Source organism: Lentzea pudingi (assembly GCF_014646255.1).
GTDB classification, from domain to species: Bacteria; Actinomycetota; Actinomycetes; order Mycobacteriales; family Pseudonocardiaceae; genus Lentzea; species Lentzea pudingi.
Map to the genome: position 1 here is coordinate 48,761 of NZ_BMNC01000014.1, position 12,773 is coordinate 61,533.

Below are 12,773 nucleotides of genomic sequence, written 5' to 3' on the forward strand. Positions count from 1 at the left end.
CAGGTGTCCATGCTCGACGAACTGCGCGCGGCCCTGCACGGCGGCGACCCCCTGGTCGACGGCCCGCTCGACGGCTGGGAGAAGCGTGCCGTGCTCGGCGTGCCGACCTCCGGGTCGACGGGTGAGCCGAAGACGGTGCTGCTCGACGCGGACGCGCTGACGACGTCCGCGGAGGCCACCCACGAACGGCTCGGCGGGCCCGGGACGTGGCTGCTGGCGTTGCCCACGGGCCACATCGCGGGTGTCCAGGTGCTGGTGCGGTCGATCGTCGCCGGCACCACGCCCGGTGAGCTCGACATGTCGAAGGGCTTCCGCGCCATGGGTTTCGCGCAGGCCGCACGGCCGGTGCTCGCCCAGCCGGGACGCCACTACACCGCTCTCGTGCCCACGCAGCTCTCCCGGCTCGTCGTGGGCGAGGGGCCGGGGCTGGAGGCGCTGCGGCAGTTCGACGGCGTGCTGATCGGCGGGGCCGCGACCCCGCCGAAGCTGCTGCACCAGGCGCGCGCTCTGGGCGTGCAGGTCGTCACGACGTACGGCATGAGCGAGACGTCCGGCGGGTGCGTGTACGACGGCGAACCGTTGCGTGACGTGTCGTTGCGCACCGACGACCTGATCGAGATCAGCGGGCCGGTGCTGGCGCTCGGGTACCGCGGCAGCTCCGAGCCGTTCGGCGAGTGGTTCCGCACCGGGGACCTCGGGCGGCTGCGCGACGGGCGGCTGGAGGTGCTGGGACGCGCTGACGACGTGATAGTCACCGGTGGCGAGAAGGTGCCCCCGGTGCTGGTGGAACGGGCTCTGGCGACCGTTGAGGGCGTGCTGGAGGCGTGTGTGGTCGGCGTGCCGGACGACGAGTGGGGCCAGGTCGTGGCCGCCGCTGTCGTCACGCGCGGTGCGGAGCCTTCTCTGGACGAGCTGAAGGCGGCTGTGACCGAGGCCGTCGGACGGGCCGCGACGCCGAAGCTGGTGCGGTTCGTGCAGGAACTGCCGTTGCGCGGGCCCGGCAAAGTCGACAGGACAGCAGTGGCCGCAGCCTTTAGGTGAACCTTTACCGCTGAGGACAACCCTCGCCGCGAAGCGCACGGCATCCCAGCCCTGCGCGCTAGCGATGGGGGTTTCTTCATGCGCTACCTGTTACCGCTGGTCGCGGGCGCCGCATTGGTGGCCGGACTGGCGTCTCCCGCCCAGGCGGCCCCGGCGTCGAACGAGTGGGCCGCCGACGTGAGCGGCCGTGCCGTCACGTGGGGCGGTTCGCCTCGCACGGGCCTGATCGAGCTCGGCACGCACAGACTCGCGCGACCCGCCAACGCGGTCACGGCGGCGGTGACCGGCGATGGTGTCGTCGACGTGCGCGGTCTGCGCGCGGACGGGCAGTGGACCGAGTGGCGGGAGGCGCCGGCGACGTTGCCGGTGACCACGTCCACGATCGAGACGCGTGTGGTTTTGAGCGGTGGCAAGGCATCGCGGGTGAAGCTGACGGCGACGCAGGCGCCCGCGACCGTGGCGGCGGACGACATTTCGGTTGCTGCTGCTGGACGTTCGTACCGGGTGTACGCGACGCGTGAGGGCCTTGTCGGTGGCACGACGGCGAACGGACACGTGATCCGTTCGCGTGACCACTTCGTGGCGTTGCCGTCGCGCCGTGGGCTGGCGAACAAGAACTCCGGCAACTACAGCGTGCAGGTGTGCGCGTCCAACGGCCGTTGCGAGTGGGCGCCCGTGTGGGACGTCGGTCCATGGAACACCAAGGACGACTACTGGAACCCGTCCGCGACGCGTGAGATGTGGAAGGACCTGCCGCAGGGCAAGCCCGAGGCGCAAGCCGCGTACGAGAACAACTACAACGGCGGCAAGGACCAGTTCGGCCGTGAGGTCGCGAACCCCGCCGGCATCGACCTCGCCGACGGCACGTTCTGGGACGGCCTCAAGCTGACCAACAACGCCTGGGTGACCGTGACGTACCTGTGGACGGGTTCCGGTCCTCTGGGGACGGTCCGCACGGCCGCGGCCAACGGCACGGTGAACGTCCGCAGCGGCGCGAACTCCTCGTCCTCGCAGGTGGGCCTGGCCGCGAACTACGCGCAGGTCAGGGTGACGTGCCAGCTCACCGGCGAGTCGGTGTCGGGCACGCAGGGCACGTCGAACGTCTGGTACCGCATCGCGTCCGGCAAGCACATCGCGAAGGCGTACGTGGCGGGCGTCTCGGGCGCCACTGCCTGCTGATACACCCCTTCGGCGGGTCCTCAGGCGCCATACCGGAGGATGGGGGCATGGCCTCAGTCGTCCAGTGGGTCCAGGGGACCCGCCCGCGCACGCTGCCGAACTCGATCGCCCCGGTCGTGGTCGGAGCGGCTGCGGCGCACCACATCGACGAGTTCAACGCGCTGCACACGGTGCTGGCGCTCGTCGTGTCGGTGGCGTTCCAGGTGGGCGTGAACTACGCGAACGACTACTCCGACGGCATCCGCGGCACGGACGACAACCGGGTGGGGCCGTTCCGCCTCACGGGTTCCGGTGCCGCGGAGCCTGCGAAGGTGCGGCTGGCGGCGTTCATCTCGCTCGGCGTCGGCGCGCTGGCCGGCGTGGTGCTGGTGGCGTTGTCCGGGTACTGGTGGCTGCTCGGGTTCGGTGCCGTGTGCATCGCCGGGGCGTGGTTCTACACGGGCGGCAAGCGTCCGTACGGCTACGCGGGCCTCGGCGAGATCGCGGTGTTCCTCTTCTTCGGCCCGGCCGCGGTGCTGGGCACGCTGTACGTGCAGACCGGCGAGATCACGGGCATCGGCATCGGGGCGTCCATCGCGATGGGGGCGATCTCGGCCGCGGTGCTGGTGGCGAACAACCTGCGCGACATCCCGACGGACTCCGTGACGGGCAAGCGGACGCTGGCCGTGGTGCTGGGCGACAAGGACACCCGCCGGCTCTACCTGGCGCTGGTCGCGGTGCCGTTCCTGATCGCGCTGGGCATGGTCGTGCGGGTGCCGTACGCGCTGCTCGGGTTCCTCGCGGCGCCGATCCTGCTGCCCGCCGTGCGCCGGGTGGCCGCCGGGCGGGGTGGCAGGGACCTGATCCCGGTGCTGCAGTTCACCGGGATCGCGATGCTGGCGTGGGCCGTGCTGGTCAGCGTCGGCCTGGTGCTGGACTGACGGTGGAACCGTTGCACCGCGACACCGACCAGCCTGACGAAGCACTACCGATCGGACGCGCGGCGGCGTCGGGCTGTTTCCCCTCTTGACGCTGCGAGAGGGTTGACCGGAACCGCGGTCCGCCAACCGCTCCCGATCCGACGCGACCCGTCCGCTCACGTCTCCCCGATGACCTGAAAGGCACTGCCAGGGATCACCAGGCGTCCTCGGTGAACTGCACGGGCTCGTCGTCGTCCGTTCGCGCGGGCCTGCGCGGGGGTGGCGGCGGGGCCGTCTCGCCCTCGATCAGCTCGTCGAGGCGGGCGCGGTCGGCGTCGAGCGCCTGGCGCACCAGCGGGTCGTGGGCCGCCTCGCCGGTCAGGACCTGACGCCAGCTCAGACCGGCGCCGCGCGCGATGCGGTCCGCGAGCTGGCGCATCGCCGGTGAGGCGTCGCTGGACTTCGCGAACTGCATCACCCTGCGGATGTCCTCAGTGGACGGTTCCTTGCCCCTGAGGCCCTGCTGGGCGGTCTTCATCGCGCGGTCCGCCTCGGCGACGGCGGTACGCAGGAAGTCCTCCGCCGCGAAGATGTCCGGTGTTCGCCAGGCCGTCATCACCACTTGTCCTCCGTGAAGATGTCCGGGTCGAGCTGGTCACCGTCGTCGCCATCGCGGCGCGGCCGTTGCGCGTCCATGATCTCTTCGGCGGTCATGCCCTCCTGCAGCATCTGGAACGCCTGCTTCATCTTGTTGACGTTCTCCTGCTGCATGGCCTGGACGTCCGGGTCCTGCGCGGCCTTGCCGGAGACGACGTCCTCCCAGGTGAACTCGCCCGCGTCGACCTTGCGCTTCAACGCCTTGAGCTGTTCGGGGGCGTCCCGCTCCTGCGCGGCCCGTTCGACCTGCTGGGCGATCGCCTTGAAGTCGACGGGCGGGACGGGTGGCAGCGGCGTGTCCTTGAGGCGGTTCGCGAGGTCCTGCGCCTCCTTGAAGCGCGCGTCGACCTGCGCCTCGGCGGCGCGCAGCTCCGCGGACTTCCAGCTGTCGTTCGGGGTCGTCATCTCAGTTCTCCCTGGCGAAGAGCCCGCGCTGGATCGGCCTCGCGTCACCGCGGATCTCGGTCACCTCGCTGCGCCACGCGACGGTCCGCCACTGCCGGAAGTCCACTTCGGACAGACCGAGCTGCTGCGCCGTCTCGTAGTTCTCGCCGACGAAGTGCAGCACGGCTTGGTCGCCGAGGACACCGACGATCTCGAACTCCGCGCCGCGGTACGTGCAGAGCGTGCGGACCAGTTGGAGGTCCTCGACGACCGCGTTGGGCACCTCGAGGAACTGGGCGCCGTTCTCCTCGGTGAAGTCCGGCGGGGCGGGGTGGCCGGCGAGCGGGTGCAGGAGGACGTTGCCGGGCGCGGGCCCGAAGTCGACGTCGAAGTCCTGGCCCCGGTAGCGGCCGATCAGTCCACGACGGACGGTCGGCCGGTGCGCAACCGGTTCCTGCCAGTACCTTCCGGGACCGAAGCCCACGTCGCCCGTCGGGATCCAGCCCGTCTGGCGGTGGAGGTACTTGCCGACGCTGCGGCCGGTGCCGTCCGGTTCGAAGCGCCAGAGTTCCGTGCCCGCAGGGAGTTCGGCGAGGTCCATGACGTACTCGGGGATGGGGTTCGCGCTCGGCGTGTAGCCGGTGCCGGTGAACGGGACCGGGTAGACGCGGGTGGTGCCCATCTTCTGCGCGCCGTCGAGCGTCGGCCCGCCGAAGCTCGTGTCGAAGAGCTCGGTGGTGTGGGCGAGGAAGCGCAGCAGGTACTGCGTGCCCCTCGGCCAGTCCGCGACCTTGTCGACGCCGAACACCTCGGCGAACTGGTCGGACGTGCCCTGCGGGAAGTCCTGCCCGCGCGTCACGAACCCGGCGGCCCGGTGCGGCTCGAACTTGCCGGGCACCACGACGTTGCCCAGGTAGAGCTGCGCGACGGCGGGGTGGACGATCTTCTGCAGGATCGTCTCCGGCCCGATGCCGGCCGCCTTGCGCACGGCCTGTGGGGTGCTCATCCCGGGTTCTCCTCCTTCCACCGCGCCAGGAAGTCGGTGCGGTCGATCTGCACGTTCTCGAGCTCGTCTGCTTCGAGCGTGGCCCGGTAGCCGTTGTACTGGTCGCCTTCGAGCCCGTTCTGCCGCGCCCAGACGTACTCGCCACCGGCGTAGCCCGCCTCGGCCTTGCCGTTGTCCGTGGCGACGACGTTGAACGGCTGGCCGCGCCACGTCGCCCTGCAGGTCTCCCGGTACCAGGCGTCGAGGTCCTTGATGGCAACCGTCTTGAGCTCCCGGTTGCCGTACGTCTGGAAGCTCTCCGCGGTGCTGTAGGCGACGCCGGGGATCTTGCGGATCCAGACGTGGTCCTCGCCTTCGGCACCCGCGAAGAACGTCTCGCCCCGGTACTCGGCCATCTCCTGGGAGTACTGGGTCATCAGAGCTTCGTCCAGCCGAACTTGCGGTCGTACACGGCGTGCAGTTTCTCAGAACCGTCCGCGTTCACCTGCCAGATCTCGGCACGATCGGGCAACGGTGTGCCGCCGTCGACGCGCCACTCCGGCATGCCGCCCATCGTGGAGCCGGTGCCGGTGAACGGGTCGTAGCCGTCGTACGGCTTGGACGCACCGCCCGCCGCCGCCATCTGCTGCTGCGACGCCTCGTAGTGCGCCTTCTCCTGCGGCGACTGGTACTCGTTCGCCCCGTACGGCCCGGGCTGCGTGAAGTCCGGCGTGTCCTTCTTCGGCCCGCCGAACGGCACGTTGTGCGCCGCCTCGTTCTGGGCGTTGACCTCGTACCGGAGCTGCATCGCCTCCTGCGCGCCCGCGGGGATGGGGGTCCAGCCCTGGCCCTTGTCGTCGAGCGCGAGCCCGTCCCGCAGGCCCTGCGGGGTGTTGACGTCGACCACGTCCTGGCCGCGCGCGACCGAGCCGCCCATCTGGTTCTGCCAGGTCTCCTTCTGGCTGCCGGCCGCGTGCGGGGTGTCGGGCAGGTAGGTGCTGACGGCGCTCGGGCTGAGGGCCTTGGTGACGATGTCGCCGCTGCCGACCGTGATCTGGTTGCGGACGTCGGCGACGTGCTGGGCCTCCTGCGGGCTGAGGTTGGTGGAGAGCTCCTGGCTCAGCGCGACGTAGCGGTCGCGGTCGGCCTGGTTGGGCAGGATCTGCTCCAGCTGGTGCTGGTAGCCCTGGCCCTGCGCCGACATGGCGGCCGCGTCGAAGTGGCCCTTGAGGTCCGGGCCGCTGGGCGGCGGGGTGAAGTCGCCGTTCTCGGTGGGGCCGGGGGTGGCGTCCTCGTTGCCCGGCTTGGGGTCGGTGTCGTGGGGGGCCGGGGTGTCGTGGTCCGGCTGGGGGTCGTGGGGCCTGGCGTCCTCGGCACCGCTGGTGTCGGTGTCGTGGGGCTTGCCGTCGTCGGGCCGCGCGTCGGGGTCGTGCGGCCTGGGGTCGGGGTCGTGCGGCGGCGTCGTGTCGTGCGGTGGGGTGGACGCGTCGTGCGGCTTGGTGCTGCTGTCGGGCGACGGCGCGTCGTGCGGCTTGGTGCCGAGGTCGTGCGGCGTCGTGTCGTGGGGCTTGGTGTCCGTCGAGCCGGTGGGGGTGGTGTCGTGGGGGCGCGGGGTCGAGTCCGTCGGGGTGGTGGTGGACGGCGTCGAGTGGTCCGTGCCGGTGGGGCTCGGGTGTCCGGGAGGCGAGGGGAGGCCACCGCCGGTGGTGGGCGGTGCCGTCGTGCCCGTGCCAGCGCTCGGGTGGTCGGGGGTCGGGTGCGTGCCCGGACCGGACGGGGGCGTGGGCAGGCCGGAGCCGCCTGAGTTCGGCGGAGTCGGCAGGCCCGAGCCACCGGAGTTCGGCGGAGTCGGCAGGCCCGAGCCACCGGGGTGCGTGCCCCCGGATCCCGGCGTCGGGTGCGAGCTCGGCGTCGGGAGCGAGCTGGGCGTCGGGAGCGAGCTTGGCGTCGGGAGCGAGCTTGGCGTCGGGTGCGAGCCGCCGGACGGTGGCGTCGGCAGGCCCGTGCTCGGCCGGCCGCCCGTGCCGGCGGGCGGTGTGCCCTGGCTGGGCGGGGTCGGCAGGCCCGCTCCGTGTCCGGGAGGCGTCGGCAGGCCGCTGGGCTTCGGGGTCCCCGCCGGGGTGCCCGCACTCGGGAAGGCCGGGACGCCGCCCGCTCCAGGACGGGAGCTGGAGCTGCGGGTCTGGTCGCCGCCGCCCGCTCCCGGTGCCATCGGGGCACCCATCGGCATCGCGCCGCCCATGGGCGCGTGCTGCGTCGACGGCGGGGCCGCGGCGGGAGCCGCGCCTGCGGCGTGGGTGGTGTCAGGCCGAACCGGGCCAGGGGCGCCAGGCCCGGAACCGCCACCCACGGGCGCGCCACCGGAAGCAACGTGCGGCACACCGCCACCGCCACCCGCCGAAGGCGGAGCCGCGACGGCTGGGCCGCCGGCCGCCGCCGTGTGGGTGGCGGGGGCATCCGGCGAAGCGGGCAGTGTGGGCGGCGGGGCCACGGGGGCGCCGCCGGGGGCCACGGCGGAGACCGCCGCCGGTTTGGTGTCCTCGGTGCCGCCTGGCGGGGTGTACGCCTCGCGGACCTGCGAGCCGATGTCGCGGCCCCGGTCGGCGATCTCGGTGGCCGACTCCTTGATGGACCCGAAGTCGTCGCGGATGTCGTTGACGGCGTTGCGGACGTCGCGGCCCGCCTCGGCCACCTCCTGGGTGGCGTTCATGGCCTCGGCCAGGGAGTCGGCGTCCTTCAGCTTGCCGATGGCGGAGAAGACGCGGCCAACGGCGTCGAAGAGCGCCTTCACGTCGGAGATGAGCTTCTGGACCGTCTCGATGATGTCCATGACGCGCCGGTAGATCTGGTAGGCGTTCCAGACCATCTCGGCGGCCTTGATCCAGCCCGCGACCGGGATCCAGACGGTGGCGGCGGCTTCCAGCAGCTTGTTGACCAGGTAGTCGAGCAGGCGCGCGGCCTGCTTGCCCAGGGCCTCGGCGCCGGACGCGACGGTGTCGAAGCCCTTCGCGATCAGCTGGGCCACGCCCATCTCGGCGAGCAGGCCCGCCTTCCAGCCCAGGGCGATGTACTTCTCGTGGGCCTTGGCCGCGTCGCCGTCCCAGTGGCCTCGGACCTTGCCCACGGCGTCGGTGAGGTTGTACGAGACGTCGTTCATGGCGTTGCCGACCATGCGCCACGCGTCGCCGTCGGCGCGGATCTTCGACCAGTCGCCGGTGATCGGCGTGATGATCGTGGACACCAGCGACTCGCCGGTCACGGCCTCGAACACCCAGTTGACCGCCTGGACGCCCCAGCCCTGGTCGCGCAGGACGTCGTTCAACGACGCCGTGTCGACGTCGGGCTGCTTCAGCGACGCGCTGACCGGACGCGCCGCGTGGTACGCCGTCGTCACTTCAGCAGCCCGTCGAAGATCCGCCGCTGAGCGGCGTCGATGTCCTCGTAGACCTTCGCCGACGCGTCCACCGCCGACGCCGCGCCCTCGAGCTTCGACGTGCCGAAGTCGAGGGTCTCGTCGAACAACGCCCGCACGACGTCCACACCCGGCTGCAGCAACGCGAGCAGGCCCGTGAAGCCCGCCTTGTCGCACGCCGTGGCGTGGACGTACTTGCGGATCGTGTCGAACTCTTTGGCCTCGGTGCGCAGGTACTCGGCGTACGCGCGCAGTTCGGCCGCGTCGGTGAACAGCGACGTCACAGCGTCCCCCCTGCGGACTCAGGTGCTCAGGTCACGCTGTGACGCACGGCTCCCGTCACCAGTTCCCCGAGCGGTGGAAGTTGTTCAGCCGTTCAAGGCACGGGTCGAGGTGCATGCCCTGCGCGGCTACCCATGTGTCGTCGTAGTAGGTGTTCGCGTAACGCTCGCCGCCGTCGCACAGCAGAGTGACCACGCTCCCGCGCGCACGAGACTGCCGCATCTCGGCCACGATCTGGAACGCTCCCCAGAGGTTCGTCCCGGTGGACCCGCCGACCCGCCGCCCGAGCAGGTCCTCCACGTACCGGATCGTCGCGATGGACGCCGCGTCCGGCACCTTCATCATCCGGTCGATGACCTCGCCGATGAACGACGGCTCCACGCGCGGCCGTCCGATGCCCTCGATGCCCGAGCCGCGCGTCGCCACCAGGTCGCGGTTGCCGTCGCGCCACGCGTCGAAGAAGACCGAGTGCTCGGGATCGACGACGGCGAGGCGCGTGTTCAGCTTCTGGTAGTGGATGTAGCGGCCGATCGTGGCCGACGTGCCACCGGTCCCGGCGCCGACGACGATCCAGTCCGGCGTGGGCGACGGCTCCAGCTTCATCTGCTCGAAGATCGACTCGGCGATGTTGTTGTTGCCCCGCCAGTCCGTCGCGCGCTCGGCGTGCGTGAACTGGTCCATGAAGTGGCCGCCGAGCTCGGCCGCCAGCCGCCGCGACTCGTCGTAGAGCGCCGACGGCTCGTCGATGAAGTGGCACTTGCCGCCCTGGCGCTCGATCAGCGCGACCTTCTCCGCCGAGGTCGAGCGGGGCATCACCGCGATGAACGGCAGCCCCAGCAGCCGCGCGAAGTAGGCCTCGGACACCGCCGTCGACCCGGAGGAGGCCTCGATCACGGGCGTGCCACCGGTGATCCAGCCGTTGCAGATCGCGTAGAGGAACAACGAGCGCGCCAACCGGTGCTTCAACGACCCGGTCGGGTGCGTCGACTCGTCCTTCAGGTAGAGGTCGATGCCCCATTCGAGCGGCAACGGGTAGCGCAGGAGGTGCGTGTCAGCGCTGCGGTTCGCGTCCGCCTCGATGATCCCGACGGCCTCGCACACCCAGTGCCTGGTCCTGCTGCAAACGCGGTCAACGGAGGTACTCACAGCCCGCACGATAACCGGGCAGACGTCCTATGCCTGGGTGAGAGGACCTTCGTCACCACGCAGTTCGGAGCGCAGCTTGTCGCGCTCGGCCCTGCGCGTCGCCTGGTGGGCGTCCAGGCCGGTCGCGACCCGCTGCCGCAGCCCCTTGAAGATGAACAACGAGGCCGGCAGCGCCACGACCACGCCGACGGCGAGGGCGGGCAGCAAAGGAACCTTGACCAACATGAGCGCGCCCATCACCACGACCACGAGGCCGAGGCGGGCGAGGACGTAGAGCGTCACATCACGAGCGAGCACCCGTTCAGGTTACGTCGCCTTCTTCGTCTCCGGTGTTCGGGCGCCCCTCGAACCGTGTGGAGAGCACCACTGTCGTGCGCGTGCGTGCCACACCGTGGATGCGTCGCAACCGCCCGAGCGCGCGCTCCAGATCGTCGACCGTCGCCACCCGGACCTTGACGATGAACGACTCGTCGCCCGCGACCCGGTAGCAGGACTCCACCTCGTTGAGCTCGCCCAACGCGACCGCGACCTCGTTGTCGTCCGCGATGTCGGTGGGGTGGATGCCGATCAACGCGGTCACGCCCAGGCCGACGGCGCTGGGGTCCACGACCGCGTGGTACCCGACGATCACACCGCTCGACTCGAGCTTCCCGACCCGCTCGTGCACGGCGGACGCGGACAGGCCGACCTGCCTGCCGAGGTCTGCGTAGGTGGCACGGCCGTTGGCGCGCAGCGCGGCGATGATCTGTCGATCAAGAGCATCCACCCGCGACACCCTATGCCCCACGAGTGCTCGCACGGAGCAACGGTCACATGTCCGGTTCGCCCCGGTCGTCCCTTACTACCTCTTTACCAAAAAACAAGCGTTCGAGTACCTGATGGGTCAGATGCCACGATCAGACCGGAACGTCTGATCTGAGGAGGACGAGTGACTGCAGCCACCGAGCGGCTCTTGACGCCTGGGGAAGTCGCCAATCTGTTCCGGGTCGACCCGAAGACCGTGACCCGATGGGCCACCGCAGGTCGCATCGGGTCGATCCGCACGCCAGGAGGACATCGCAGGTTCCGTGAGACCGAGGTGAAGCAGCTCCTTTCGGAGCTGACGACCGAGGCAACTGAACCCGTCCGCCACTGAAACCGTAGTTACCCCTGTGCCGCGGGTAATCTCGTGGCAAAGGGAGGTGGCGACACGATGATCTACCTGCTGGCGGTGATCGGTGCGCTCACCGTGGCTGTGCTCGTGTGGCGAGCTTTCGCCCCGCAGCACTCGGAGTACACCCCAGGCCGCAAGGTGATCGCACCCGACGACGACCCGGAGTTCCTGCGCAAGCTCGACGAGCAGCGCAAGCGCGAGGAGTGAACGGAAAAGGGGCCCTGATCCCAGGACCCCTTTCCGCCACTGGCCGCCACCCGTTCAGGAGTGCGGGAAGTCGTCCGCGACCACTGCGGCGAGTTCCAGCAAGGCCAGACGGGTCTCCGGCGCGAGCTGGTCCAGCGCGATCTCGGCGCCCTCTTCGAGGTGCGTGTCGAACGGCAGGCGGACCACGGCCCGGCATCGCTGCTGGAAGTGCGCGGCGAGCTTGTCGAGGTCGACCTTGCCCGACTTCGGGCGCACCGAGTTGATCACGCACACGGACTTCGCGACCAGGTCGCGGTAGCCGTGCGCCTCCAGCCAGTCGAGCGTCGCGGCCGAGGTCTGCGCGCCGTCGACCGAGCCGGACGACACGAGGACCAGCGAGTCCGCCTCGTCCAGCACGCCCTTCATGGCGGAGTGCATCAGACCGGTGCCGCAGTCCGTGAGCACGATGTTGTAGAAGTGCTCCAGCAACGCCACCGTGCGCCGGTAGTCCTCCTCGCTGAACGCCTCCGACACGGCCGGGTCCTGCTCGGACGCCAGCACCTCGAGGCGTGCGGGTGACTGCGAGGTGTACGCGCGCACGTCGCTGTACTTCGTGATCCGCGGGGCGTCGCGCAGCAGGTGACGCACGGTCGCCGTGGTCTCGCGCGGGATCTTCAACGCCAGCGTGCCGCGGTCGGGGTTCGCGTCGACGGCGACGACACGGTCACCGCGCAGCGACGAGAACGTCGAACCGAGCGTCGTGGTCGTCGTCGTCTTGCCGACGCCGCCCTTCAGCGACAGCATCGCGATCTTGTAGCACCCGCGCAGCGGCTGGTTGATCCGCGCGATCAGCTCACGCCGGCGCACGTCGGCCGGGCTCTCACCGAGGTTGATCGTGCCACCGGACAGCGAGTGCAGGGACTTGCGCCAGCCGGACGTGGGCGGACGCTTCTCCTTCTTGATCAGCTGCTGCGACGAGACTTCCTGCGCCTGCGAGCGGTACTGCTGCTGCGGGAAGTTGTTCGGGAACTGCTGGCCCGCGAAGTGGCCGTACTGCGCGGTGTTGTCGGTGTTGTGCGGCCCGGACTGGCCTCCGCCCACCGAGTGGGCACCCGACTGACCGCCGCCCACCTGGTACGCGCCGGACTGCGAGCCGGGCACCGGATAGGGGCCGGACGCGGCGCCGGGCACCGGGTACGGACCGGACACGTTGCCAGGCACCTGGTAGGGACCTGAGGCGTTGCCGGGAACCTGGTAGGGCCCTGACTGGCCGGCCAGGTTGTACGGGCCTGATTGGCCGCCGCTGACGTGCTGCGGGCCGGACTGCTGCGGGTCGAGGTAGGCCGCCGCCTGCGGGTCGACGTACTGCGGGCCGGAGCCCTGTTCCTCACCCGGTGGTTGCCATGTCACCGCTGTGGCCCTCCCTGAGCAAGAGGGACCGAGACTTCC

The 12,773-nt window shown here is 70.6% G+C and carries 15 protein-coding genes; 5 read left to right on the forward strand and 10 right to left on the reverse strand.

What is annotated here, in order from left to right; translation table 11 throughout:
* The first annotated feature begins 9 nt into the window (after positions 1 to 9).
* From menE to IEY88_RS33940, 3 genes are all read left to right on the forward strand, one after another.
* The gene (gene menE, locus IEY88_RS33930; protein WP_189159001.1) at positions 10 to 1,041 is read left to right on the forward strand and encodes an o-succinylbenzoate--CoA ligase; all 1,032 of its coding nucleotides are present in this window, start codon (positions 10 to 12) and stop codon (positions 1,039 to 1,041) included.
* A gap of 78 nt (positions 1,042 to 1,119) precedes the next feature.
* Entirely contained in the window at positions 1,120 to 2,220 is a 1,101-nt protein-coding gene (locus tag IEY88_RS33935; protein WP_189159002.1) for a DUF8814 domain-containing protein, read from the forward strand.
* Positions 2,221 to 2,267: 47 nt separating this feature from the next.
* Entirely contained in the window at positions 2,268 to 3,140 is an 873-nt protein-coding gene (locus IEY88_RS33940) for a 1,4-dihydroxy-2-naphthoate polyprenyltransferase (protein ID WP_189159003.1), read from the forward strand.
* Between the two features lie 193 nt (positions 3,141 to 3,333).
* On the opposite strand, the gene IEY88_RS33945 is transcribed toward IEY88_RS33940, so the two are convergent.
* Genes IEY88_RS33945 through IEY88_RS33985 form a run of 9 tightly spaced genes read right to left on the reverse strand, consistent with a single transcriptional unit; the run spans position 3,334 to position 10,751 of the window.
* Positions 3,334 to 3,735, reverse strand: coding sequence for a hypothetical protein (locus IEY88_RS33945; RefSeq protein WP_189159004.1), 402 nt, complete (start codon positions 3,733 to 3,735; stop codon positions 3,334 to 3,336).
* Positions 3,735 to 4,181: a hypothetical protein gene (locus IEY88_RS33950; protein ID WP_189159005.1), complete on the reverse strand. Its 447-nt coding sequence runs from the start codon at positions 4,179 to 4,181 to the stop codon at positions 3,735 to 3,737. Before IEY88_RS33950 ends, IEY88_RS33945 begins: the two co-directional genes overlap by 1 nt.
* A 1-nt stretch (position 4,182) precedes the next feature.
* Complete coding sequence (locus IEY88_RS33955) at positions 4,183 to 5,166, reverse strand: hypothetical protein (RefSeq protein ID WP_189159006.1); 984 nt, start codon at positions 5,164 to 5,166, stop codon at positions 4,183 to 4,185.
* Positions 5,163 to 5,582, reverse strand: coding sequence for a hypothetical protein (locus tag IEY88_RS33960; RefSeq protein WP_189159007.1), 420 nt, complete (start codon positions 5,580 to 5,582; stop codon positions 5,163 to 5,165). The genes IEY88_RS33955 and IEY88_RS33960 overlap by 4 nt, the downstream gene beginning before the upstream one ends.
* Positions 5,582 to 8,539 carry a phage tail family protein gene (locus IEY88_RS33965; RefSeq protein WP_189159008.1) on the reverse strand — a complete coding sequence of 986 codons (2,958 nt, stop codon included), beginning with the start codon at positions 8,537 to 8,539 and terminating at the stop codon, positions 5,582 to 5,584. The genes IEY88_RS33960 and IEY88_RS33965 overlap by 1 nt, the downstream gene beginning before the upstream one ends.
* Positions 8,536 to 8,841, reverse strand: a complete 306-nt coding sequence (locus tag IEY88_RS33970) for a hypothetical protein (RefSeq protein WP_189159009.1) — start codon at positions 8,839 to 8,841, stop codon at positions 8,536 to 8,538. Before IEY88_RS33970 ends, IEY88_RS33965 begins: the two co-directional genes overlap by 4 nt.
* Positions 8,842 to 8,896: 55 nt before the next feature.
* A complete protein-coding gene (gene cds1, locus IEY88_RS33975; protein ID WP_189159010.1) occupies positions 8,897 to 9,985 on the reverse strand; it encodes an L-cysteine desulfhydrase Cds1 in 1,089 nt (362 codons plus the stop codon).
* Positions 9,986 to 10,012: 27 nt separating this feature from the next.
* Positions 10,013 to 10,282, reverse strand: coding sequence for a DUF4229 domain-containing protein (locus tag IEY88_RS33980; RefSeq protein ID WP_229694027.1), 270 nt, complete (start codon positions 10,280 to 10,282; stop codon positions 10,013 to 10,015).
* Positions 10,283 to 10,286: 4 nt separating this feature from the next.
* Complete coding sequence (locus IEY88_RS33985) at positions 10,287 to 10,751, reverse strand: Lrp/AsnC family transcriptional regulator (protein ID WP_189159011.1); 465 nt, start codon at positions 10,749 to 10,751, stop codon at positions 10,287 to 10,289.
* Between the two features lie 162 nt (positions 10,752 to 10,913).
* Here IEY88_RS33985 and IEY88_RS33990 point away from each other — a divergent pair, with 162 nt between their 5' ends.
* Both IEY88_RS33990 and IEY88_RS33995 read left to right on the forward strand, forming a co-directional pair.
* Positions 10,914 to 11,120 (forward strand): BldC family transcriptional regulator, encoded by a 207-nt coding sequence (locus IEY88_RS33990; protein ID WP_089915625.1) that lies wholly within the window; start codon positions 10,914 to 10,916, stop codon positions 11,118 to 11,120.
* 57 nt (positions 11,121 to 11,177) lie between these two features.
* Complete coding sequence (locus IEY88_RS33995; RefSeq protein ID WP_090046371.1) at positions 11,178 to 11,345, forward strand: hypothetical protein; 168 nt, start codon at positions 11,178 to 11,180, stop codon at positions 11,343 to 11,345.
* A 54-nt stretch (positions 11,346 to 11,399) separates the two neighbouring features.
* Here IEY88_RS33995 and IEY88_RS34000 read toward each other — a convergent pair whose 3' ends face one another.
* On the reverse strand, positions 11,400 to 12,734 hold the full coding sequence (locus tag IEY88_RS34000) for a MinD/ParA family ATP-binding protein (RefSeq protein ID WP_189159012.1): 1,335 nt from the start codon (positions 12,732 to 12,734) through the stop codon (positions 11,400 to 11,402).
* Between the last annotated feature and the right edge of the window lie 39 nt (positions 12,735 to 12,773).

What these genes read in the sequence shown, in the direction of transcription:
- menE (WP_189159001.1), top strand. Translation starts at nt 10, where the DNA reads ATGCTCGACGAACTGCGCGCGGCCCTGCACGGCGGCGACCCCCTGGTC.
- IEY88_RS33935 (WP_189159002.1), top strand. Translation starts at nt 1,120, where the DNA reads ATGCGCTACCTGTTACCGCTGGTCGCGGGCGCCGCATTGGTGGCCGGA.
- IEY88_RS33940 (WP_189159003.1), top strand. Translation starts at nt 2,268, where the DNA reads ATGGCCTCAGTCGTCCAGTGGGTCCAGGGGACCCGCCCGCGCACGCTG.
- IEY88_RS33945 (WP_189159004.1), bottom strand. Translation starts at nt 3,735, where the DNA reads ATGACGGCCTGGCGAACACCGGACATCTTCGCGGCGGAGGACTTCCTG.
- IEY88_RS33950 (WP_189159005.1), bottom strand. Translation starts at nt 4,181, where the DNA reads ATGACGACCCCGAACGACAGCTGGAAGTCCGCGGAGCTGCGCGCCGCC.
- IEY88_RS33955 (WP_189159006.1), bottom strand. Translation starts at nt 5,166, where the DNA reads ATGAGCACCCCACAGGCCGTGCGCAAGGCGGCCGGCATCGGGCCGGAG.
- IEY88_RS33960 (WP_189159007.1), bottom strand. Translation starts at nt 5,582, where the DNA reads ATGACCCAGTACTCCCAGGAGATGGCCGAGTACCGGGGCGAGACGTTC.
- IEY88_RS33995 (WP_090046371.1), top strand. Translation starts at nt 11,178, where the DNA reads ATGATCTACCTGCTGGCGGTGATCGGTGCGCTCACCGTGGCTGTGCTC.